This is a genomic window from Chroococcidiopsis sp. CCNUC1, assembly GCF_023546805.1.
GTDB lineage: Bacteria > Cyanobacteriota > Cyanobacteriia > Cyanobacteriales > Chroococcidiopsidaceae > Chroococcidiopsis > Chroococcidiopsis thermalis.
In genome coordinates this window covers 2,127,746-2,149,776 of record NZ_CP097480.1, presented here as the reverse complement: position 1 = coordinate 2,149,776, position 22,031 = coordinate 2,127,746, and the positions used below count along the sequence as shown (strand labels likewise).

Below are 22,031 nucleotides of genomic sequence, written 5' to 3'. Positions count from 1 at the left end.
ATTATGTCCTATAAATTTCCTAACCTCAAGCATAAGAGGCGCAGTATTCTGCAACTGACTGGACTAGCAGTTGGAGCAGCAATATTTCCTCCTACTTTTTATGCCGTCAAAACTTCGTTAAAAGCTACTAAAGCCAAGTATGCAGATGCGAAGAAAGTTGCACCGTTATCACTATCAAATGAAATTGGTAAAGTCGTACTCGTATATAGCGAAGATCGAGTCAACGGAACACGCCGCGCTCTCGATCTGTTGCAACCAGATGGTATAAAAGGAAAGCGCATTTTCCTCAAACCCAACTACAACACTGCCGATCCCGCTCCAGCCGCAACAGATACCAAAATGCTAGAAGCTCTAATACAAGAATTACAAAATGCTGGAGCAGGACAAATTAGTATCGGCGATCGCTCTGGTATGGCGCAGACGCGGCAAGCGATGGAAGCTAAGGGAGTGTTTAAATTAGCAGATCGCTACGGACTTAATGCAATTGTCTTAGACGAGTTGAGTATTAAAGATTGGCAGTATTTCTCTGCTGAGGGAACTCACTGGCAACAAGGTTTTGCCTTTGCTCGTCCGATTTTGGATGCAGAAGCAGTTGTGAATATGTGTTGTCTGAAAACTCACGGTGGCGCTCGCTATACTCTTTCGCTTAAAAATACTGTGGGTATGGTAGCAAAGTACGTTCCTGGCGATCGCTTCAACTATATGAACGATTTGCATACATCAAAGTATATGCAGTTGATGATTGCAGAAATTAACTCTGTTTACCAACCAAGTCTTGTCTTAATGGATGGAGTCGAAGCCTTTGTCAAAGGTGGACCTGAAGCTGGCGATAAAGTCGCTGCAAATGTGATTTTAGCTGGCACAGATCGGGTTGCAGTTGATGTCGTTGCTTTAGGAATATTGCGATCGCTCGGTACAACACCAGAAGTAGCTCAAGGCTCAATTTGGAATTTAGAACAAATTCGTAGAGCTATAGAATTAGGCTTAGGAGCTGCTAATTCAGAGCAGATTGAATTAATTACAGCCGACGCAGCTAGTCAAAAAATCGCTGATGGAATTCGTCCATATATTATGACTTAAAAATATTCAAATCTCAGCGTCGAGCAGGCAACGCTCACCCCACGACAACAGTTTAAATTAGGTAAAACAATGGCAACATTCATTACAGAACGTAATATTTTTCAAAGTTTAGTCGAATTATCAACAGAACAACGTCAGTTATTGGAACTACTACTAAAAAAACAAGGTGAAGATTTGGCTCAGTTTGCCATCCCAAAACGAATGGGATCGGAGCTAATTCCACTGTCCTATTCTCAAGAAAGAATTTGGACTATTGCTCAGTTGTCTCCAGATACATTTGTTGATAACGTACCTGTAGCTTTTCAGATTTCTGGAAATCTTAACTTACAAGTTTTTGAAAAAAGCGTACATCTTCTGATCGAGCGCAATGAGATTTTCCGAACTACGTGTACGGTACGCGATCGCCAACCAGTTCAAACAGTGATGACTACCTTCAAACCTTGGGTGGAGATAATCGATCTCAGTCATTTTTCTCAAGAAGAAAGGTTAGAACGTGCTACAAGTCAGGCGGAAGCAATCGCACGACAACCATTTGACTTATCACAAGATGTACTTTTTCGAGCTATAGTATTTTGCCTTGGAGAACAAGAGTTTTTAGCATTGTTGGTGACGCACCAGTTTGCTACCGATGGATTGTCCTTCAGATTCTTACTACAAGAGTTAGCGACTTTATACAAAGCAATTTTAGTTGGCGATCGCTCTTCTCTTCTAGAACCAAATATCCAATATCCTGACTTTGCAGTTTGGCAACGACAATGGTTTTCTGATGCAATATTTGAACCGCAAACTACTTACTGGAAACAGCAACTCAGCGGCGCACCTACACAATTAAAATTGCCCATTTATCAAAGTCGCCAATTTGCAACACTTGATGCAGGATGTGAAAAATTTGAGTTTTTCTCAACTTTATCCGATAAATTAAGAGAGTTATGTCGTCAGCAAGGCGTTACATCTTTCATGGCGTTTGTGGCTTTATTTCAGCTCATTTTACATCGCTGTACGTTAGAAAACGACATTAGCATCGGCACGCTTATGTCAAATCGCAACCGTAGAGAAGTCGAGAAACTAGTGGGAAATTTTTCTAACAATCTACTTCTACGAACGAATTTTTCCAGCGATTTGAGCTTTAGTGAAGTTTTAACAAAAGTTCGAGAAACAACGCTTGATGCCTATAGCTATCAAGATTTACCCTTCCAGCGCTTATCTGCATCTCTAGCAAGTATTCCTCAATTTCAAATCTTGCTGCTGCTAAGAGATAGTACTACGGCTCAAAATCTCGATCTACCCGATCTTCAGGTGCGAGATTTCCCAGTGGAACTAGGTTTGACTCGAATGGAGCTGAGCTTAGATATCACAGATAGCGGCAAGGATGCTATTTTTGGAAAGCTGGAGTACAAATCAGCATTATTTGAAACATCTACCATCAAACAAATTATTCAAAATCTGCAAGCGCTGCTAGAAAGCGTAACTGAAAACCAAGAGCTGAAAATTGCCGATATCGTACTTCCTGAAACAATCGATTGTACTCAATTTCATGAGAATTTAAAAGACGAATTAGCTGCGACACAGAATTCCAACAGACAATTTGTAGCTCCTACCACAGAGATAGAAAAGAAACTGATCGCAGTATGGTCAGAAATTCTTAATCATCCGCAAATTGGCATTTACGACAACTTTTTTGAGTTAGGCGGTCATTCTCTCTTAGCCGTGAAACTGTTTGCTGAAATGGAAAAGCAATTTGGGAAAAACTTACCGCTATCCGTTCTATTTCAAGCACCAACTATTTGCCAATTAGCTGATGTTGTTCAACGTGCTGAAGAAACTGTTTCTTGGTCTCCTCTAGTTACTATTCAAGCTGGCGACTTTAAGAAACTACCGCTTTTTTGCGTACATGGTGCTGGTTTCAATGTGTTGATTTATCGTGATGTCGCACGAAATTTAGGAGCCGACCAACCTGTATATGGACTGCAAGCGAGGGGTTTAGATGGAAATCGACCCGTACACTTGAGTTTTGAGAGTATTGCTGCTGACTACATTCGTGAAATTCAAACCGTTCAACCCGAAGGACCCTATATGCTAGGAGGATTGTCCAATGGTGGCAATATTGCACTTGAAATGGCGCAACAGCTGCGCCAACAGGGACAAGAAGTAATTTTGCTAGCTTTGTTTGACACTTATGGTCCAGATGCAATTACATTACTTCCTCCTTTACCGCGATTCCTATCTTCTGTTGATTATCTTCGGCAGCATATGCTGCCTGCTTACTTGCTTAAAACGCGATCGCAACCTAAGATTTTATTGAGCGAGCTTCAGACAGTTTTAGGGGCAGTTGGAAAAGTTCTGCTTCAATCTAAAGCTAGAGCAGAGACATTAGATCGAGAGAAGAAGCTTGCCTTTTTCTCAGAAGTCCATATGCAGAAATCAGATCCTATTTTTTCAGATCCGGGACATTTTTCAGCCCCTAGCTTTTTGGAACAGAAGTTAGCTCAAATCAGTAAGTATATTCTACAGCGTTCTTCCTGGGCATTCCTTACGCCATCAACTCAGCTTGAGGAAATGGATGATGTTATATCAACAAATCTGAGAAGTTTAGAGGAGATTTATAGCAAAGTCCAAAAGACTTACAATGCTCAGCCATATGCAGGAAAAATTACTGTGTTTAAAGCTGGAGAAACTCCCCAGGACATCGAGTAGATGCCAGGTTAGGTTGGAGTAGCATTGCCAGAGATGGAGTTGAAGTTTTTAATATTCCAGGGAATCATACTTCTATCATGGCATCTAAACTTTTGGCAGAGAAGTTGAAAATTTGCATTGAGAAAGCTGTGGGCAACTGAGTTTAAATCGTTGTTTGTTGCCGATAACCAGAACAAAAATTATTGAGAATTGACTGAAGCGATCGCGTTCGTAGGTAATGCGATCGCTTCTCTATCTTTAGGTGTAGAAATAGAGAATGCACACAATTAGCATTTAGCTGCTTAAATTTAGACATTTTTTCCATCTTATAAAAATAATCTAAAGCTTGATTTGTATGCCCCCCTATAGGATTGAAATTTTTATACAAAATCGTTTTGATTAAAAGGCTGATTAAGATTATGTCTGCTGAATAAAGCATAAAGCTATGCCAATCGTTCCATTGATGCAAGCTCTTTCTTCTGGTTGGCTGTATCATTCAATACAGCCATATCTAGCGCTGCATATCCCAGATGGCTTTTTAAACCTACCCGTAATTGCTGTTACCTGGATACTGGCGATCGCCCTGATCGCTATATCTCTAAATCGCGTGCAAGCAGACTACCAGGAAAAGGCAGTGCCTCTAATGGGCGTTTGCGCTGCATTTATCTTCGCCGCACAGATGATCAACTTTCCCATTCCAGGAGGTACATCCGGTCATTTGCTGGGAGGTACTCTAGCAGGAGCGCTTTTAGGTCCTTGGGCGGGAACGCTAGTGATGACAGTCGTATTCATCGTCCAAGCGGTGGTGTTTCAAGATGGAGGCTTGACAGTATTAGGAGCCAACATCTTCAATATGGGTCTGATCGGTACGTTTGCCGGTTACTACCTTTACAAAGCAATTCGCTTTGCCATTGGTAGAAATAAATTATCAGGGATGGCTGTAGGAGCAGCAATCGCGGCTTGGGCAAGTGTCATGATTGCCGCGATTATTTGCGCGATTCAACTTGCTATCTCTGGAACCGTTCCCTTAGCAGTCGCAATCGGAGCTATGGCAACATGGCACGTCCTCATTGGGATTGGTGAAGCCGCAATTACAGTTGTAGCACTTGTCTTCATCTGGCGAACTCGCCCCGATATGTTTTACGATCCACCCCGTCGGGCTGTATCGCCAAGAAACAGAATAGGAGTTGGGAGCTAGGGAAAAAGTCAAAAGTCAAAAGTCGAAAGTCAAAAGCAGACATTTATCTCGTGTCCCTCTCGATTTTGAAAAGCTTTGGAACTGATTTTAGCGAGACTACCGTATGAGTAATAATTTGACGCGATCGCGTAACCGTGCTTTTGCGATCGCTGGATTGGGAATTGCCCTCATCGTTGCCGTTTTCCTCTCTCCCTTTGCCAGCCAAGATCCCGACGGCTTAGACAGAGTTTCCCAAGACCTTAAATTTGAAGACAAAGCCGCAGAGGATGCCCCAGCTAGCAAGTTACCTTTTTACTCCATTTTCGATGAATATGCCCTGCGAGGAGTTCCTGAAGGAATAGCAACCCCCATAGCTGGTTTAGTCGGTACGCTAGCTACTTTCGGCTTAGCCTGGGGAATCGGGAAAATAGTTGTCCGTGGTGAGTCTAGCTCCTCCGAGGAAGGCGATCGGTAAGCAGTTGTCAGCTATCAGTGACTAGTGGCTGGTGGAACCAGTGGCTGGTGGCTAGAAAAGAGTCCAGCTACTCACAAATGACAATGACCAATGACCAATGACTAATAACCAATGACCAATGACGCTATTACATATTGGGGCATTTCAGCTAGATATTGATAGCCACAAAAGTACTGTTTGGCACGCCCTTGCACCACGCACTCGCATTTTGTGTGTTTTACTGATGGTTTTTGCCATTGTCTTGACTCCCAACGGACACTGGTGGACGTGGGGAATTTACGGCATAGCCGTTATTAGCTTATTATTTCTCACTCGCATTACTTTACCCGTACTGCTCAAACGCATAGCCGTGGAATTGTCCTTTGTAAGTGTAGTTTTACTCGGGACTTTGTTCCGGGATGGAGGCGAAGTTATTTGGACATGGGGATTTTTACGAATCACCACCACAGGATTAACCGTATTGGGTAGCGTCACGCTGAAGGCGTTGCTATCGCTCATGATGTTAAATTTACTGACTTTAACGACATCAGTGCCAGCTTTGTTAAATGGGTTATTAGAGTTGCGTACTCCACCTTTACTCGTCGCAACTATTGCTTCTATGTATCGCTATTTAGGTGTATTGATAGGTGAATTCAACGCGATGCGACGAGCAGCAGCCTGTCGTAACTTAATGACTAATAGATACTGGCAGCGATTAGTTATTGGAAATACGATTGGTTCTCTATTCATTCGTACTTACGATCGCGGCGAACGAATTCATCATGCTATGTTATCGCGCGGTTATCGAGGAGCATTTCCAGTTGAAAAAATCCCCTCAGCAGGAAGACGCGACATTGTCGCTTTAGCGCTAACTTTAATTGTGATGCTAGCAGGACAAAGTGTTTATTTATTTAGAAAGTGACTGGCGATCGGTTATCAGTTATCAGTGACTTACGAATTACGACTTACGAATTACGACTTGGTAACTGCGTTGCAACTCTCTCTTCTCGGCTCTAGTTAAAATGCATCACAACCCGATCCTTGTAGAAAATCTCAGTTATGCCTACCCTGATGGTACGCAGGCACTCAGGAAAGTGAATTTGGCGATCGCATCTGGCGAGCGAGTTGCCTTAATTGGGGCGAATGGTTCGGGAAAATCGACATTACAGTTACACTTAAACGGAATTATTCTGCCTCAAGAAGGGAGGGTGATGGTAGGAGAGTGGGTTGTGCAGCCTGAAAATTTACAATTAATTCGGAATTTTGTCGGGCTAGTATTTCAAAATCCTGACGATCAAATATTTATGCCCACAGTTTGGGAAGATATAGCTTTTGGTCCGATGAATTTGGGTTTGCGGGGAGAAGAATTGCATAAACGAGTTTTGCAAGCGATGGCACATGTAAACATCGATCCAGAATGGTACGGACATCGCAGTACGGAGAACCTCTCAGGAGGAGAGAAAAAAAGAATTGCGATCGCGGGTGTTTTGGCTATGCAACCCCAGATTTTAGTGCTAGACGAACCCTCAGCTCAACTCGATCCTCGTTCTCGCCGCCGATCGATCGAATTGCTCAAATCTCTGCCGATTACTCAACTCGTTGCCACCCACGACTTAGACTTAGCTTTAGATTTATGCGATCGCACCGTGGTTTTGAGTCAGGGTCAAGTGGTTTACGACGGTACAACCGAACGAGTCATGGGTGATGCCAAATTCTTACTAGAACACGCCCTCGAACCACCACTTAGCTACAGTCGTCCCTACTGTAATTTGGAAGATGCTCCCTTTCTTCACTGATAACTGACTTTCCTTACTCTACAAAAAGTCAGTATACATCTATCTCAAGTATCAAAAATTTTCACTATTTTATTGACAGTAATTTTCTCTAAAACTATACTAGAGGGTCAGAAAATTATCTGCGAATATTTGTCAAAAGATTCCGCCGCTACGCTGGCGATATCATGCCGAACAAATTTTTTCTGAGCAAATCAAAAACTTGGAACCGCCGCCAATTGTTGAAATGGGGTTTAGCAAGTGCAGGAACTGCCGGTGCTGCTGCTGTAGGGCTACACTTGGCATCTCGAAGTCATTCCGCCGCGCGCGTGCCACCCATACCACCTAGCGATCCATCAGACGAGCGCGGTTTGCAACCCATGACCGTTCTCAGAGATTTCGACTACGGCACGCTGAAACGAGAAAACGGCAGAAATATTCGCGAATTTCGGATTACAGCTCAAAACACGACGATTCAACTCAATCGCGCTGTTGTTTTTAACACCTGGAATTTTAACAATCGCATCCCAGGACCAACTTTACGCGCCAAACAAGGTGATTTCATCCGTGTTGTCTTTCTCAATCAAGGCGGGCATTCTCATTCAATGCACTTTCACGGCATTCATCCTACAGAAGAAGATGGCGTGCGTCCGATTCGGCATGGTGCGGCAACAGTTTACGAATTTGAGGCAAAGCCATATGGCATTCACCTCTACCACTGTCACGCCGAGCCTGTGACCCGTCACATCGGTAAGGGATTGTACGGTATGTTTATCATCGATCCGCCTCAAGGACGATCGCCAGCGGATGAAATGGTTTTAGTTATGGGTGGCTTTGATGTGGATGAAGATAAGCACAACGAGCTGTATGCCTTTAATGGGTTGCCGGATTACTACCACATGCATCCGATACCTGTTTACCAAAATCAGCTCATTCGGCTTTATTTGCTGAACATGATCGAATTAGATCCGGCGGTGACATTTCACATTCACGCTAACTTCTTCAAGGTTTATCCCACGGGCATGACTCTCAACCCCAGCCACGAATCAGATGTCATCACGATGGGGACAGCCGAACGTCACATTTTAGAATTTGCTTACCCCTATACGGGCAAGTATATGTTTCACCCCCATCAAGACGCGATCGCCGAAGCAGGATGCATGGGCTATTTTGACGTAATTAGCCAAGCATAACTACTAAATTTTGTCAAACCAGTTGACAATAATTTTCACCGAAACTCACTTTTCAATAAGGAAGGCTGAAAATGCTGCGGAAATTACCAAACGGGCGGAGAGTGGCACAAGAAAAAGATTCTTGGTTTCTAGGCTTCGATCGCAGAATTAGGGCGATCGCGCGGTTCTTGTTACTCAGTATCAGCGCCGCAATGTTGGCGATCGTTGTTAGTTGCACTCAACAAACACCAGATACCAGTAATAACTCCTCTCCAGCCCCTGCAACGAATACAAGCGCCTCTGCACCCAACCATCAACAACACGGTGGAAAAGAGCAAATTAACATCAACACTGCCATCCTTTCAGAATTAGATAAATTTGAAGCCATGTTGGGCGTACCTGCCTTGTCTAATAAAATTCAAGCCAGTCGCCCCTACGCTAATCCCGAAGAACTCGTCTCTAAAAACGTCGTTACCCAAGAGCAATTCGACAAAATTAAGGACATGGTGACAGTAGAAGATGTGGTGCTGACTGGGGAAGCTAAAGATGTAGACTACATGTCCAAACTCGGCTTGATGAAAGGACACTTAATCGTAGCAAAAGAATTACTCGACAAACAGCTACCGAAGCAAGCAGAACCCCACATCGGACACCCAGTAGAAGAAATCTACGTGGATGTGGAAGATCAGCTCAACGAACGCAACGTCAAAGAATTTAAGACAACTTTGATTGGCTTGCAAGATTTGATTAAAGCTCAGCCCAAGTCCGATAAAGTGCAAGCCGACTTCTCAGCTTCTATGCAAGCGGTAGACGGCGCGATCGCGGCATTACCAGAAAACGAGCGTTCCTCTGCCGCATTTAACCTTCAAGTCATCAACGAATTACTCGATGCTGCTAACTCCGAATATGGAGCGGCGATCGCCAATGGTAAAATTTCAGCTGCAATTGAGTACCAAGACTCCCGTGGTTTTGTCATCTATGCCAACAACCTTTATCAAAAGATAGCCGACCAAATGGCAAAGGAAAACCCCGAAGCACACAAGACAATAGAAACGAGTTTCAAAGACCTTGCCAAAGCTTGGCCCTCTGCCGTTCCCCCAGCTAAACCTGTCAATACTCCCGAGGAAGTATCTCAGTTAGTCAAAGCGATCGAGCAAAACTCGCAGCAAGTTATTAGCAAATCTAATCCCTCCGCCTAAACCCAGATTTGTTACAGTTATAGATCGTCTGTCGTCAGTAGGTAATAACGAAATGCTACAACCTACTGACCAATGACCAATGACCAATAACAAATGATAAATAACAATGCGCGAACTCGACCAAAAAAAGACAATCGAACTGCTAAACTCCATCATGGAGTTTGAACTGGCGGGGGTGGTACGCTATACCCACTACTCTCTCATGGTGACTGGTCCCAACCGGATTCCAATTGTCGAGTTTTTCAAACTGCAAGCTACCGAGTCGCTCACACATGCCCAACAAGTAGGAGAAATTTTAACTGGTTTAGAAGGACATCCCAGCCTGAGAATTGCTCCGATGGAGGAAACCCACCAGCATACGGTACGGGATATTTTGGAAGAAAGTCTTTCTCACGAACGGAAAGCGCTAGATTTATATAAAAAGCTGCTCGACACTGTAGAAGATGCCAGCGTTTATCTAGAGGAATTTGCCCGTACCATGATTGGAACGGAAGAACTGCACAACATCGAAATTAAAAAGATGCTACGCGACTTTAGTGGTAGTACTGTGTAGTGTTGATGGTCAATCGTTGATGGTTTGTAGTTGCAAACAATTAACCATTGACTATTAACAATCAGTGATTTTGTGAAATTATCTGGATAAAATTACTTAGAAAATCCAATGAATTTTAGTGCCGCTCTACCTACTTTTGTCATTACTCTGCGGGAGGGAGTAGAAGCAGCCCTCGTCGTGGGGATAGTTTTGGCTTTGCTCAAGAAAGCCAAACAGAGCAAACTCAACTCCTGGGTTTATGCTGGTGTTGGAGTTGGAATCGCTGCGAGTGCGTTGGTGGGTTTGTTATTCAGTGCCATCATTCAAGCTGTAGGTTCAATAAATCCTGAATATACTCCAGTGGTAGAGCCACTGATGGAAGGAGTCTTCAGCGTTATCGCGATCGCTATGCTTAGTTGGATGCTGATTTGGATGACTCGTCAGGCGCGGTTTTTGAAGGCGGAAGTGGAAGGGACGGTGACGGCGGCGCTCAAACAGAACAATGGTGCGGGTTGGGGCGTTTTTAGCTTAATTTTCATTGCCGTACTGCGAGAAGGGTTTGAAACCGTCTTATTTATTGCTGCCAATTTTCAACAAGGTTTTTTTCCGGCGATTGGGGCAATTGGTGGTTTAGTGAGTGCGATCGCGATCGGATTTTTGTTATTTAAGTGGGGCATAAAAATTAACATTCGCCTATTTTTTCAAATCATGGGCGTTCTATTATTGCTAATCGTGGCGGGGTTAGTTGTTTCTGCACTGGCACATTTTGATACTGCTATTGCTACTCTTGCCAAATTGAATCGACAGTCAGAAAGTCTGTGTTTTTATTACGAACGCTTCACCCGCAATCCCTCGTGTATTTTGGGACCAAGAGTATGGAATACCTCGAAAATTTTACCAGACGAGCAATTTCCTGGCGTAATCTTAAAAGCTTTATTTGGCTATCGAGACGACCTATTTTTAGTCCAGGCAATATCTTATGTAGCGTTTTTAGTGACTGTAGGTGGGATTTATTTTCGCAGTTTAGGCATGGGTGTAAGTAAGCCAAAATCAGAGTCTGCTACAACTCATCAGTCTATTAGTTCTGGTAGCAAGGAAACTTAACTAATAGAGTGCGTTAAATAACGCACCCTACAATTATGAAATCTTACACGTACTGAAAAATTACCTTGGCATATTCCTCGGCAGTATTTTGCTCGGCAAACTGTTTCATGCTATTGCGATCGCCTAAACTTGTAGCGTCAGTCAAAAATCGAGTTAATCCTTGAGCAATTTCACTTGGTATCGCGGAGTCTACACCTAACCCTAGCTGATAGCGTTTAACCATTTCTCCCATTAAACCGTAGTTGGAACTGAGAACTGGTTTTTGGACTGCGGCAGCTAGTAGTAAAATGCCACTCATACCAATATGATGTTGATATGGGGCTAATACGACATCAGCAAGTTGAAAATATGCTTGTACGGTATCTTCAGAAATATATTCAAACCGTGTCAGAATTTGTACGGGGTGTGACTGCTGAACTCGCTCAATTTGTGACTGGATGGCTGCTTGCTCTGGCGGATATGCATTGCCGACAATTAAAAGACAGATCTGTGCGCTAAGATTTGATGGCAACTGCGATATCGCTTCCAGCGTTTGATACACTCCTTTACGTTCGGCTTCAAACGAACCAAACAGAAGAAATATTTGCCGATTAGCATCAATACTTAATTTTGTTTTGAGAAGGTCTGGCTGTATGATTTCAGAAACATGGCGATCGACTTGGACTGGATCTGGTAAATGTACGGCTGCTACATGAGAATTCAATCGATCCAAATGTTTGATGACGAAGGGATCGAGACAGAAGAGAGTCTTCAATTGGGGATGCTTTAGCATCCGTGCTATGACAGTTTTTTCCCAATGTTGTTGCAGAAAACTTTTTCTATAAGGTACGTAGCTACTAAAGTCGCTATAGTGAAAAGTTGGCTTGAAATATATTCCAGATAATTTGCAAGGTGACTTGAATCCTAGAGCTAGTGGAATTTGACAAGTATCTAAATACATAATCAGACACTCACTAGCGTTTAAAGATTTAGCATATCGACAAAGTATTTGCCATTCTTGAAAGTTGCGCCAAGCACGCTTTAACTTGGAATTTCGAGATTTGAGCGCAGCGTCTTCTGCGGCGGAGATCGCTACTATTTGAATATTATTTTGATTATATTCGTTAACGAGACCGACAACATCAGCGTGTTTTTCAAGAAACATTGGTGATACAACTACGTCGAGTCTATCTGCTAACTGGCGATCGCCCCAATATTGTATGAGATATTTAATGTATGCTGCATGATGACCAAAAATAGAAAGGTCGAATAGCATCAAATTGCGTTTTTTTATCATAGTTTTGTATATTTTTCATGTTTCATGACTATTTCAGTTTGCCCATTTTCAGCTTCTAGGCAAACTTTATATTTAATTCAATCTAATAAATTGCTCTATCTCTATAGCAAATATTTCACTAATATGGCATTAGTGAAACTACTGAGCGATATATAGCAATTCCAATTCTAATGCATTACATTTGTAGGGGCGCACAGCTGTGCGCCCCTACAGATCTGTGTACCTCATGTGACTGAAAACTGCTATAAAAAGTCAAGGAATTACGTGTTTAAAGTTAGAAATATCGATCCCCCCTACCCCCCTTAAAAAGGGGGGAATAGATAGCTCTTTTTTAAGTTATTTGAAGAACACAACTTTTTCAATGGGGAATAAATGCCTCTTTTTAAAGGGGTTGGGGGATCGCAATTGTGTATCGGCTAAAATAATAGAAACTACTTTACAAAGCATTTCTAGCGAGTTTTTCTGGTTGCCATCCCACTAAAGTATTTGGTCTATTTACAGGAAGGGAAAATATTTTTTGAAATCCCAACTGACGTTTTTTTGGAGATTCTTTGGCTAAATTCCATAAAGTTTCATAGAAAAAGAAAGAAACTCCTGCAAAGTTATGTCTGCGAGCAACTTGAACTTGATTTTGAATTTGCCCCCACGGAACGTATTTACCTTTTAAACCTGATAAAATTCCAATTCCTACTGGAATGTGTTTTCGTGCTGCTTGCACTTCTGGGTATTGTAATTCGCTTAGAAATACTTTGAGATCGTTGCGATAGACTTGTAAAACTAATTCTTCAACCAATCCCTGTCTGTCCCAATCTGCCCAATCTGCAAGAAAAAGGTCGTAGGAAACTCTTTGAGGATTGGGCGCAATTGAAATTATGCAATTCAGTTTCTGTTGCTTGACTGCTTGAAATACCTGTTTCAAAAAAGTCGTAATCTTATCAGCACGCCAGCGCAGCCATTCGGAATCTTGGGAATCGATAGGTGGCTTTTTTCCCTGATGTTCTTGTTGATATAAATTCACGGTAAATGGATCGTAGCCAAATTCTGAAGGTAAACCGAAATGATCGTCAAATTGAATTCCGTCTATATCGTATTTCGTCACAACTTCTAAAATTAAACTTTGAATAAACTGCTGTACTTCAGGATGAAAAGGATTGAGCCAGACTCGTTTGTGTTTACCTTCTAACCAAATTTCCTGATTATTTCGCCTACGAGTTAGCCACTGAGGATGGCGTTTTGCCAACTGGGAATCAGCAGGAGCCATAAACCCAAATTCAAACCAGGGAATGACTCCCATGCGTTGTCGATCGCCCTGAAAAGCATTTTGTTGATGTCCTTGCTGGATAATTTCTTGTAAGATATCTCGTCCTTGTAATCCAGGCGTGGGATCGAGCGATCGCCCGATGGTGTTTGCAGCAACTGAGCTAGGATACAACGTGTATCCCCAGTTCCAAATCGTCGGATAGATAGTATTAAAATTTAGTTGATGTAAGGTTTGGATGGCTTGACTGAGGCGATCGCGTTTAAATAACACGTCACTATCAATATTCGTCAGCCATACTCCCCTAATTTCGGCAGAGTTTGAATTGGGTTTGGGAGGAGTTGGCGAGGCTATGAGAGTTACAGAAGAGAAGCATAGGATCGCCGCTATGCTGAACAGGGCGATCGCTAGGGGAGCAAAAAATTTCCGGCGCATCTTGATTAAGTGAACCTACTGACGGCAAATTCTACAGTATGGGGAAAGCTATCTGTCAGAACTCTTAAAGGAATTTTGCTGATTCTATTGGTTTATGCAAGTTATAGTTCTGCTAGCCTTACTCCTGGGGATACTTGTAGCAACATTCGTATTTGGCATTGTGACGAAAAATTTTCTGCTATCCCTCGTTGCATTTCCATCGATCTATTTCTATATAGCGGCTGTACTAAAAGAATGGCGATATATTCCTTTACGAGAGCGCAGCTTTTATCTATGTAAATTAAAACGCTATCAAGAAGCGATCGCGGCTTGCGATCGCTTTCTCGGACGTTTGCCAGGATACGGTTTTACTTGGTTTAACCGAGGTTTATTATTATTTGAGTTAAAACGCTATCGAGAGGCGATCGCGAGTTACGATAAAGCTTTAGATTGTGCTAGAGATTACTACAAAGGATTTCCCTATCGAGTCTGGTATCATCGAGGTTTGGCATTACATCACTTAGGGCGTTATAAACAAGCGATCGCCAATTACGACGAATCGCTCAAATATACAAAAACATATCATCGCAATTTACGCTATCAGGTTTGGTATCATCGAGGTCTGGCGTTGCAAGAATTGGGATTGTACAGAGAAGCAATTTTTAGCTACGACCGAGCAATGCAGTATATGCACCGATACAATCGGGGTTGGCAACAAAACGGAGCAAATGAGGTAGAGATTGCCGAGCCGCAAGACTTCTGGTATTCTCTGGATAATTTATGGTGTGACTGTTTGGATCGGTTACAGTCCGTCCGCCTACGCTACGAAAAGGCGATCGCCAGCCATAATCCAGGTTCTAAATACAAGCCTGACTTCGGCGATGCTTTCTACAATCGTGCTTGCTGTTTTGCAGCCGCAGGAGATACCGATTTGGCTTTGGCAAATTTACAACAAGCGATCTATCTCAATCCAAGAGAGTATAGAGAAAAAGCAATGGCTGATGCGGGATGGGATGAGTTGCGGCGCGATCGACAGTTTCAAAGATTGGTTGTTGGTTGATCTCATAGCAATTCTCGATTGTGTGGATGACATTTGTAGGGGCGTTTTCTCTGTGCGCCCCTACCAGACGTGTATTGCATCCAATTGAAAACCGCGATCAAATCTTGTACAGGGGCGACCGTAAGTCGCGACTACACAGGCAAAACCCGCCTGCGAGGGTTAAGAATAAGGTTAATAGTTATATATTTGATAACTTAGTATATGGGCGCATGGTTGTGCGCCTTTACAGTTATCTCCTTGCCGATCTATGCACGTTACAGGTGTCCATCACGTTGCAATTATTTGTTCTGACTACGAGCGATCGAAGAAATTCTATACAGAAATTTTAGGATTTTCGATTATTGAAGAAACATTTAGGGCGGCGAGAAATTCTTATAAATTAGATTTAAGAGTCAGCGATACAGTTCAAATTGAATTATTTTCTTTTCCCACGCCGCCGTCTAGACCGAGTAAACCGGAAGCTTGTGGATTGAGGCATTTAGCTTTTGCTGTTGAGGATCTCGATCGCGCTGTCATTGAGCTAACTGCTCAGAGAGTGCAGGTAGAAGATATTAGAATAGACGAAATTACCGGTAAACGTTTTACTTTTTTTCAAGACCCAGATAATTTACCACTAGAACTGTATGAAAATTAATATGTTTGTTCCTCTGAAAGAAGATCTAACGAATATGGGACGAATAAAATTGGCGGCTACACAAACGAAGTCCGCACATGCGGACTATAGGACAATTGATTGTTTTAAATTTTGTCTATCAACAAGGAGTTTTTTAACTCTGGTTTTGACTTGTAGTTTATTTTTGTGTTTTAGCGTTAATTTTATTTCTAGTGCTGTAGCTGCACCGAGTCAGATTGCTGAAAATGTAGACGCGAACAGTCAAAGCGATCGCGTGCCTCCTAAAGTTGTTAAAGCTGTCATTGCCGATCTGACTAAGCTGCAAAATCTTCCTCCAGAGAAACTAAAAGTGACTAAATACAGTCGCGAAAGTTGGTCTGATGGTTGTTTGGGACTAGCTCAACCGGAAGAAATTTGCTCGCAGGCGATCGTTGAAGGTTGGCGGGTTGTGGTGTCGGACGGTAGCCAAAAATGGATTTATCGTACTGATAATAGCGGGAGAAATGTGCGATTAGAAGCACCGCAGTCAAAAGTCAAAAGTTAAAAGTTAAAAGTCAAAATTTTAAAATTGTTGTCAGGGAGCAGTTCATAGTGCAAAATTTAGTTAGCTTTCAGTTGAAAGAACTTGTTTGTGAATGAGTATAAGTTTTAAACTAAATCTCCGATGGGAGCGCTGTGGTAACTACCAAAAATAGCTTCCAAGTTACGATAATATTTAACTTCTATTAGATTATAAAATGGATCTTCTAGGAAAAACGTGTAGTGTTCTAGGGGAGAGTCAACAAAGCGCTGTTTGGGTGTTTCTCTAAATTTAAGTTGCTGTTGTTGCGATCGCTCTAATAAATTTTCCCATTCCAATTTAGAGGAAAAAATTAAACCAAAGTGTCTGGGATAGACACCACGCTGTGGAGCCAGAGGTTCTTTAGTCATATGAGCTACTAGCTGATGCCCGTAAAGATTTAAAATCAAAGCATGGGGAGTTTCACGACCGGGAATGCAACCCAAACCATCGATATAGAAGGCTTTTGTCGGGGCAATGTCGGTGATGGGAAAGGCAAGATGAAAAATGGTTTGATTCATATACAACCCGCAATTTTTTAAGATTCTGGCAAAATTCAGATGACTAATAACTTATCCTTGATGCTTTCAAGCTCATCGTTCCTCAATTCCGTACTAGTTGCTGTCGGGGTGCATACAGTTTTATTAGGTATAGCCTGGATTGCTCCCAAAAAATTGCTAACTCCGGCTGGGCTATTGCACGCTTTGTTCTTGGGTGTTCTCTTGTACTTGAGTGTAGGTTGGCAGGGTGAATTAGTTGTCGTGTTCTATTTTCTCGTTGGTTCTGCTGTGACATACATCGGTATGGCACAAAAGGAAGCAGAAGGAATTGCAGAAAAACGTTCTGGTGCGAGGGGACCAGAAAATGTCTGGAGTTCAGCTCTGACGGGGGCGCTGTGTGCAGTAGGAATCGCGATAAATTCGTTAAGCTTCGCTAACGCGACTACCTTTGTGGCTCATTCGAGTCCGATTGTGTCTCTACTGTTATTAGGTTTTGTCGCAAGTTTCAGCACCAAACTTTCCGATACCTGTGCCACTGAAGTTGGAAAAGCTTACGGTCAGAGGACATTTTTAATTACGACTCTACAACCCGTGGCAAGAGGAACGGAAGGGGCTGTCAGCTTAGAGGGGACGTTGGCTGGTGTAGCGGGTTCGGTAGCGATCGCCACGCTAGCTTGGGGACTCGGTTTAATCGATTTACGAGGCATACTCTGGTGTGTCATCGCTGCCTTTATTGCCACTAATATTGAAAGCTTAATTGGCGCAACGGTAGAAGGTAAAGTTAGTTGGCTGACTCATGATGTGGTCAATTTTTTGAATACGTTAATTGGGGCGATCGCAGCGATATTGCTCGCTTTAATTTGGCAATTGTTAATAGTTAATGGTTAATGGTTGACTATCGGCTCAATTTCTTCTACCAACAACCATCTACCTGCATGGTTTAACCGCCCGTAAACCGAGATCGGTTGGTTATCTGGATAGATTTGTAGTTTTTCGTCAATGGGCGATCGCAAAGTTACCAGCGTCCAATCGTGTCCCTGTAATTCTTCAGGTGTGGATATAGTCAATGTATAGTCTTGCACGTCCCGACGATGAAAAGTGCCAGAGTAATGGGTAATGGGTAATAGGTCATTGGTAGTTGCTCCCTTGTCCCCCTTGTCTCCCTTGTCTCCCTTGTCTTTCTGTCTCCTTTCCCTCTCCAAGGGATAATCTCCACTAGCAGGATACTCCTCTGGGCGATCGAGGTAGTAGCGTTGCCATTCTAACCAGTCAGGAGATGCGGGTGATGAGTTGAATAAAGGCACGATCGCCGCTGGACAGTGCGGCTCTTGTAATAGAGCTTCTTGTACGTCTCTTACGGGTAATTCTCGCGGCTGACAACCCCTAGAAATACACATGGCTGCTGCCATTCCAGCAGCCTGTCCGAGATTCATCACCACTGGCTGCAAGCGCGTCGCACCATTGGCAATGTGAGAGACAGAAATATTCTGTTCACACGCTAAGAAGCCGTCGATCGCTGCCGGAATTAGACAATGATAGGGTATGGTAAAAGGCGTTCCCGTCCAGCGCCCTCCCCAGCGAATGGATTTCGATCGTAGGGGAAAATCGAAACCCGGGTAGTGGTGGTCGTTGGCATAGTTACCAATTGCGATCGCGTTGACTTTATCTGTACTAGCGACTGGTAAAGCAGCGACTCGACCTTCAGCTAAGGGTAAAATATCCTGTTCTCGCACCGTAGCCATGCCAACAACGCGCCGACTCTCACGGTAGTAAGGGTGAAGAGCGTATGCACCACTGTGGTGTAGGGGCGCACGGCTGTACGCCCCTACACGATTGGCATAGGAAGGAAATACACCTTCAGCCAAACCATATCGCCTTCCAAGTTGGGTTTGAATATAGTGTAAGAAGCCCTGCGTATGCCACAAACTTTCTTGCAGAAACTCAGATCTAGCCGTGGTGGAGGTAACTAGCCGGTCTAAACCTTCGCCGTAGTCGTTGCCGCAGATGGGCCAATTGAGCATGAATAAATTGCCTGGTAAACGCCCGTAGTCAAGAAATTGTTCGGCTCCGTAACTTTCCCAGGCTCCAGCAAATATTTCTGGATTGTATGACGGTGGTGGGAGAATAACGGGAGCGATCGCGTCCCCAAAATCTTGCATGAGTCCTATCCAAGTGGGCGCTTGAACTGGGTATTTTGTCGTTAGCTCGTTTGGAGCAATTGGGGCGCTGGGTTCTCCCCATTGCGATCGCCATTCCCAACCCCAACGGTACGGAATCTCGGCTAAAGCCAATAAATCCCCTAACTCCGTAGCATCAATGGTAATTTCGGCAGTAACTGTAAACTCTGCAAATTCTACCCCAAAAATGCGATCGCCTTGGCGTAAAACGGCTTGCGGTACTTGTCCCACCAGCCAATTCAAGTTAGGCAATTCTTGTACCCATCGAGCAAAAATCTGCGCTCCTATACGCGGGTCGAAGCTAAAAAAGCTCACCCAGCTATGGTCTAATCCTTCCGGCTGGCATTGCTGCAATTCCCGCAAAAATGCTCCCCACAAGCCTGTTTGCCATGCTTCTAATTCGTTACCATCAGGAACCGATACCCCAGCTGATGTCAGCATACCTCCTAACCAAGGAAATTCACTGACCAGCATTGTTTTTGCACCAGATCGCGCTGCTTGGATTGCCGCAGCCGTACCGCCAGTACCACCGCCAACGACTAGGACATCGGTATGAAATTGAGAATTCATTCAGTCATTAGGGAGTAGAGAGCAGGGAGTAGGGAAGAACTTATAATTTGCCAATGACCAATGACAACTTGCTATTCCCAAATTTTGATTGTCCGATCTTTGCTGCTGCTAACTAAGGTTTGACCTCTGGGGCTAGGCACGATCGCTAATACCCAGTCGGTGTGAGCTAGTAGATCGTGTAGGAGTTGTCCCGATTGCGGCTGCCAAATTTTGATCGTGCGATCGAGGCTTGCACTCATTAGGGTATTACCATCATGACCGTAAGCAATCGCAACAGTTCTATGCTCGTGTTCTGCCAGCGTTTGTAGTTGCTCTCCAGTTTGCCAGTTCCAAATCTTCACGGTTTTATCCCAACTCGTGCTAGCCAGATGTTGTCCGTCGGGGCTAAAGGTAATTGCCCTGACTGCATCAGTATGCCCGGTCAGCGTGCGTAGTAGTCTTCCTGTAGCTAAATCCCATAACTTAATCGTGCGATCGATGCTGCCAGTAGCAAAAGTTTGCCCATTAGGACTTACAGCCAAGGAAAACACCCGGCGATCGTGTGCTGGAAGCGTGCGATGCAGTTGTCCGTTCTGGGCGTTCCACAGCTTGACGGTTCCATCTTCTCCCGCACTAAAAAGCGTTTGTCCGTCTTGACTGATGGCAACAGTCCATACAGGTCCCCCATGTCCGAGCAGCCTTCCCAAGGGTCTGCCTGTTGTGATATTCCACAGCCGTACCGTTTTTTCGCCGCCACCGCTCACCAAAATTTGTCCATCTTGACTCAGAGCGATCGCCCGTACTGTATCTGTATGTCCGGTAAGCGTGCGCTGTAATTCTCTAGTTTGTAGATCCCATACCTTAATCGTTTTATCTGCACTACCACTGACCAACGTACGTCCATCTTGGCTGACAGCGATCGCCCATACTGAATCTGTGTGTCCGGTTAAAGTTTGAGTCAACGTATAGCGATCGGAAAGCCGATTCGAGGCGATCGCGGCAAATTGTGCTTTAGGTGGCGCGATCGGTGGCACAGCCTTCGATCCTGGTCGAAGAGCGTAATACAAGCCTAGAATTAATCCCAGCGCCGAAGTAATGCCAATTGCCATCCCCAACCATAGCGCTATCTGTTGCTGCCCTCCAGTTGATGTTCTTCTCGACTTCGTTCCCGATCCATTCACCGCCGATGCATGGTGACTACTAGAATTTGGAGCAGTTGAGGCAGAATTTGGGGCAGAACTTCTTGAGATAGGTGTTGGTTGTGACAGTGCTGCTGTTGGTAGGAGTGGTTGGAGATCCGCTAGGACTTCAGTTGCTGATTGGTAGCGCTCGGTGAAATGGTAGCGTACCATTTGATTCAAAATCGATCCCAAAGCTAGAGTGACATTTGTGAGATGTTGCCAAATGACTTCCCCACTGTCGGCATCTTCTAGGAGCATTGTTGGTTGCATTCCAGTCAACGCTTGGATCGCAATCATCCCCAAGGCATAAATGTCACTATTCGGGCGAGGACGACCTCGGCTTTGTTCGCTGGGCATATAGCCCGGTGTGCCGATCGCCATTGTCGCTGGAATTCCCATAGCAAAGTTGGCATTGGTTTGTCCTGCGGCAGTGACAACTTGCGTCCATGCCTGCTTGACCGACCCAAAATCGATCAGTACCAACTTGCCGTCGCTGTCACGCTGAATTAAGTTACTGGGTTTAATATCGCGGTGAATTAGCCCGTGGGCGTGAATCACTTCTAGAATAGTAAGGACTTCCTGTAAAAAATCGATGACTTGGGTTTCACTCCAGCGTACTCCTGGAGCCAAAACTCGATTCAGTGGCTGTCCGTGAATGTATTCTAATACCAGATAAAATTGTTGATCTAGCTCGAAATAGTTTAACAATTGCGGTACTTGGGAATAAGTACTCAATTTTTCTAGCGCTGCGACTTCCCGAGTAAATACACGCCGTAGAGAAGACAGGGAGCTAGTGCGACCGGATGGTCCAGGCAAGAGATGTTTGACAATACATGCTTGCGGTGAGGGGGTAACGAGATCTTGTGCCAGATAGGTCTGACAGTAATCGCTACTACTAAGGATTTGGACGATCTGGTATTGCCCTTTGATAATTTCACCTAGCATTGTGGCAGTTGCAAAAGCAGTGGCAATGATTGGGCGTTTTTAGTGTTAGTTAATCATAGCGATAGCTGGCGGTTCTGGCGATGAATCTCTCTGTCGATCGCCGTAACATAACCAAATCTCATCACGGTTCCAAAATGATTCTAGCTTGTGATAAGAAGTCGGGAGTCGGGAGTTGTTGGGGGACAAGGGAGACAAGGGAGACAAGGGGGACAAGGGAGACAAGGAAGCAGTGACCAGTGACCTGTTACCAGTTAACAATCCACTACACCCCACACCCCACACCCTACACCCCTTCTTCACTGATAACTGATAACTGCTACATTCTAAAGTACTGGA

General features: G+C 44.0%; 21 protein-coding genes. 16 read left to right on the top strand and 5 right to left on the bottom strand.

Annotated features, from left to right (window positions below; all coding sequences use genetic code 11):
• The first annotated feature begins 3 nt into the window (after window positions 1-3).
• From M5J74_RS10070 to M5J74_RS10025, 10 genes are all read left to right on the top strand, one after another.
• Window positions 4-1,080 (top strand): DUF362 domain-containing protein, encoded by a 1,077-nt coding sequence (locus tag M5J74_RS10070; protein WP_015153982.1) that lies wholly within the window; start codon window positions 4-6, stop codon window positions 1,078-1,080.
• Between the two features lie 69 nt (window positions 1,081-1,149).
• Window positions 1,150-3,774, top strand: a complete 2,625-nt coding sequence (locus M5J74_RS10065) for a condensation domain-containing protein (protein WP_250016505.1) — start codon at window positions 1,150-1,152, stop codon at window positions 3,772-3,774.
• 424 nt (window positions 3,775-4,198) lie between these two features.
• The gene (gene cbiM / locus M5J74_RS10060; protein ID WP_015153980.1) at window positions 4,199-4,951 is read left to right on the top strand and encodes a cobalt transporter CbiM; all 753 of its coding nucleotides are present in this window, start codon (window positions 4,199-4,201) and stop codon (window positions 4,949-4,951) included.
• A gap of 103 nt (window positions 4,952-5,054) precedes the next feature.
• Window positions 5,055-5,405, top strand: coding sequence for a PDGLE domain-containing protein (locus tag M5J74_RS10055; protein WP_015153979.1), 351 nt, complete (start codon window positions 5,055-5,057; stop codon window positions 5,403-5,405).
• Between the two features lie 118 nt (window positions 5,406-5,523).
• Window positions 5,524-6,306 (top strand): cobalt ECF transporter T component CbiQ, encoded by a 783-nt coding sequence (gene cbiQ / locus M5J74_RS10050; RefSeq protein ID WP_015153978.1) that lies wholly within the window; start codon window positions 5,524-5,526, stop codon window positions 6,304-6,306.
• A 100-nt stretch (window positions 6,307-6,406) separates the two neighbouring features.
• A complete protein-coding gene (locus M5J74_RS10045) occupies window positions 6,407-7,180 on the top strand; it encodes an energy-coupling factor ABC transporter ATP-binding protein (RefSeq protein ID WP_015153977.1) in 774 nt (257 codons plus the stop codon).
• 164 nt (window positions 7,181-7,344) lie between these two features.
• Window positions 7,345-8,349 (top strand): multicopper oxidase domain-containing protein, encoded by a 1,005-nt coding sequence (locus M5J74_RS10040; RefSeq protein WP_015153976.1) that lies wholly within the window; start codon window positions 7,345-7,347, stop codon window positions 8,347-8,349.
• 71 nt (window positions 8,350-8,420) lie between these two features.
• Window positions 8,421-9,527 (top strand): helix-hairpin-helix domain-containing protein, encoded by a 1,107-nt coding sequence (locus M5J74_RS10035; RefSeq protein ID WP_250016503.1) that lies wholly within the window; start codon window positions 8,421-8,423, stop codon window positions 9,525-9,527.
• Window positions 9,528-9,633: 106 nt separating this feature from the next.
• Window positions 9,634-10,080 carry a bacterioferritin gene (locus tag M5J74_RS10030; protein ID WP_015153974.1) on the top strand — a complete coding sequence of 149 codons (447 nt, stop codon included), beginning with the start codon at window positions 9,634-9,636 and terminating at the stop codon, window positions 10,078-10,080.
• Between the two features lie 108 nt (window positions 10,081-10,188).
• Window positions 10,189-11,163, top strand: coding sequence for an FTR1 family protein (locus tag M5J74_RS10025; protein WP_250016501.1), 975 nt, complete (start codon window positions 10,189-10,191; stop codon window positions 11,161-11,163).
• Window positions 11,164-11,206: 43 nt separating this feature from the next.
• Here M5J74_RS10025 and M5J74_RS10020 read toward each other — a convergent pair whose 3' ends face one another.
• Window positions 11,207-12,439 carry a glycosyltransferase gene (locus M5J74_RS10020; protein ID WP_250016499.1) on the bottom strand — a complete coding sequence of 411 codons (1,233 nt, stop codon included), beginning with the start codon at window positions 12,437-12,439 and terminating at the stop codon, window positions 11,207-11,209.
• Window positions 12,440-12,875: 436 nt separating this feature from the next.
• Entirely contained in the window at window positions 12,876-14,132 is a 1,257-nt protein-coding gene (locus tag M5J74_RS10015; RefSeq protein WP_250016498.1) for a glycoside hydrolase family 10 protein, read from the bottom strand.
• Window positions 14,133-14,226: 94 nt separating this feature from the next.
• On the opposite strand from M5J74_RS10015, the gene M5J74_RS10010 reads away from it, so the two are divergent.
• The 3 genes from M5J74_RS10010 to M5J74_RS10000 all read left to right on the top strand — a co-directional run bounded on the left by M5J74_RS10010 (window position 14,227) and on the right by M5J74_RS10000 (window position 16,328).
• Window positions 14,227-15,171, top strand: coding sequence for a tetratricopeptide repeat protein (locus M5J74_RS10010; protein WP_015153970.1), 945 nt, complete (start codon window positions 14,227-14,229; stop codon window positions 15,169-15,171).
• Between the two features lie 247 nt (window positions 15,172-15,418).
• Entirely contained in the window at window positions 15,419-15,805 is a 387-nt protein-coding gene (locus M5J74_RS10005; RefSeq protein ID WP_015153969.1) for a VOC family protein, read from the top strand.
• Between the two features lie 145 nt (window positions 15,806-15,950).
• Window positions 15,951-16,328 carry a hypothetical protein gene (locus M5J74_RS10000; RefSeq protein ID WP_181824301.1) on the top strand — a complete coding sequence of 126 codons (378 nt, stop codon included), beginning with the start codon at window positions 15,951-15,953 and terminating at the stop codon, window positions 16,326-16,328.
• Between the two features lie 104 nt (window positions 16,329-16,432).
• On the opposite strand, the gene M5J74_RS09995 is transcribed toward M5J74_RS10000, so the two are convergent.
• Window positions 16,433-16,864, bottom strand: coding sequence for a VOC family protein (locus M5J74_RS09995; RefSeq protein WP_015153967.1), 432 nt, complete (start codon window positions 16,862-16,864; stop codon window positions 16,433-16,435).
• A gap of 60 nt (window positions 16,865-16,924) precedes the next feature.
• Here M5J74_RS09995 and M5J74_RS09990 point away from each other — a divergent pair, with 60 nt between their 5' ends.
• The gene (locus M5J74_RS09990) at window positions 16,925-17,731 is read left to right on the top strand and encodes a TIGR00297 family protein (RefSeq protein ID WP_371934027.1); all 807 of its coding nucleotides are present in this window, start codon (window positions 16,925-16,927) and stop codon (window positions 17,729-17,731) included.
• On the opposite strand, the gene M5J74_RS09985 is transcribed toward M5J74_RS09990, so the two are convergent.
• Complete coding sequence (locus M5J74_RS09985) at window positions 17,728-19,590, bottom strand: FAD-dependent oxidoreductase (protein ID WP_250016494.1); 1,863 nt, start codon at window positions 19,588-19,590, stop codon at window positions 17,728-17,730. The two genes, M5J74_RS09990 and M5J74_RS09985, sit on opposite strands and share 4 nt — an antisense overlap.
• Window positions 19,591-19,661: 71 nt before the next feature.
• Entirely contained in the window at window positions 19,662-21,695 is a 2,034-nt protein-coding gene (locus M5J74_RS09980; RefSeq protein WP_106217783.1) for a serine/threonine-protein kinase, read from the bottom strand.
• 80 nt (window positions 21,696-21,775) lie between these two features.
• On the opposite strand from M5J74_RS09980, the gene M5J74_RS09975 reads away from it, so the two are divergent.
• Window positions 21,776-21,928 carry a hypothetical protein gene (locus M5J74_RS09975; RefSeq protein WP_250016492.1) on the top strand — a complete coding sequence of 51 codons (153 nt, stop codon included), beginning with the start codon at window positions 21,776-21,778 and terminating at the stop codon, window positions 21,926-21,928.
• The gene (locus tag M5J74_RS32625; RefSeq protein WP_256498751.1) at window positions 21,871-22,005 is read left to right on the top strand and encodes a hypothetical protein; all 135 of its coding nucleotides are present in this window, start codon (window positions 21,871-21,873) and stop codon (window positions 22,003-22,005) included. Before M5J74_RS09975 ends, M5J74_RS32625 begins: the two co-directional genes overlap by 58 nt.
• The last annotated feature ends 26 nt before the right edge of the window (window positions 22,006-22,031 follow it).

Excerpts from the sequence above, each read along its gene's own strand:
- M5J74_RS10045 (WP_015153977.1), top strand. The coding sequence starts at position 6,407 with ATGCATCACAACCCGATCCTTGTAGAAAATCTCAGTTATGCCTACCCT.
- M5J74_RS10020 (WP_250016499.1), bottom strand. The coding sequence starts at position 12,439 with ATGATAAAAAAACGCAATTTGATGCTATTCGACCTTTCTATTTTTGGT.
- M5J74_RS10065 (WP_250016505.1), top strand. The coding sequence starts at position 1,150 with ATGGCAACATTCATTACAGAACGTAATATTTTTCAAAGTTTAGTCGAA.
- M5J74_RS09975 (WP_250016492.1), top strand. The coding sequence starts at position 21,776 with ATGAATCTCTCTGTCGATCGCCGTAACATAACCAAATCTCATCACGGT.
- M5J74_RS10005 (WP_015153969.1), top strand. The coding sequence starts at position 15,419 with ATGCACGTTACAGGTGTCCATCACGTTGCAATTATTTGTTCTGACTAC.
- M5J74_RS10040 (WP_015153976.1), top strand. The coding sequence starts at position 7,345 with ATGCCGAACAAATTTTTTCTGAGCAAATCAAAAACTTGGAACCGCCGC.
- M5J74_RS09990 (WP_371934027.1), top strand. The coding sequence starts at position 16,925 with ATGCTTTCAAGCTCATCGTTCCTCAATTCCGTACTAGTTGCTGTCGGG.
- M5J74_RS09995 (WP_015153967.1), bottom strand. The coding sequence starts at position 16,864 with ATGAATCAAACCATTTTTCATCTTGCCTTTCCCATCACCGACATTGCC.
- cbiM (WP_015153980.1), top strand. The coding sequence starts at position 4,199 with ATGCCAATCGTTCCATTGATGCAAGCTCTTTCTTCTGGTTGGCTGTAT.
- cbiQ (WP_015153978.1), top strand. The coding sequence starts at position 5,524 with ATGACGCTATTACATATTGGGGCATTTCAGCTAGATATTGATAGCCAC.
- M5J74_RS10030 (WP_015153974.1), top strand. The coding sequence starts at position 9,634 with ATGCGCGAACTCGACCAAAAAAAGACAATCGAACTGCTAAACTCCATC.
- M5J74_RS09980 (WP_106217783.1), bottom strand. The coding sequence starts at position 21,695 with ATGCTAGGTGAAATTATCAAAGGGCAATACCAGATCGTCCAAATCCTT.
- M5J74_RS10015 (WP_250016498.1), bottom strand. The coding sequence starts at position 14,132 with ATGCGCCGGAAATTTTTTGCTCCCCTAGCGATCGCCCTGTTCAGCATA.
- M5J74_RS09985 (WP_250016494.1), bottom strand. The coding sequence starts at position 19,590 with ATGAATTCTCAATTTCATACCGATGTCCTAGTCGTTGGCGGTGGTACT.
- M5J74_RS10035 (WP_250016503.1), top strand. The coding sequence starts at position 8,421 with ATGCTGCGGAAATTACCAAACGGGCGGAGAGTGGCACAAGAAAAAGAT.
- M5J74_RS10055 (WP_015153979.1), top strand. The coding sequence starts at position 5,055 with ATGAGTAATAATTTGACGCGATCGCGTAACCGTGCTTTTGCGATCGCT.
- M5J74_RS10025 (WP_250016501.1), top strand. The coding sequence starts at position 10,189 with ATGAATTTTAGTGCCGCTCTACCTACTTTTGTCATTACTCTGCGGGAG.
- M5J74_RS10070 (WP_015153982.1), top strand. The coding sequence starts at position 4 with ATGTCCTATAAATTTCCTAACCTCAAGCATAAGAGGCGCAGTATTCTG.
- M5J74_RS10010 (WP_015153970.1), top strand. The coding sequence starts at position 14,227 with ATGCAAGTTATAGTTCTGCTAGCCTTACTCCTGGGGATACTTGTAGCA.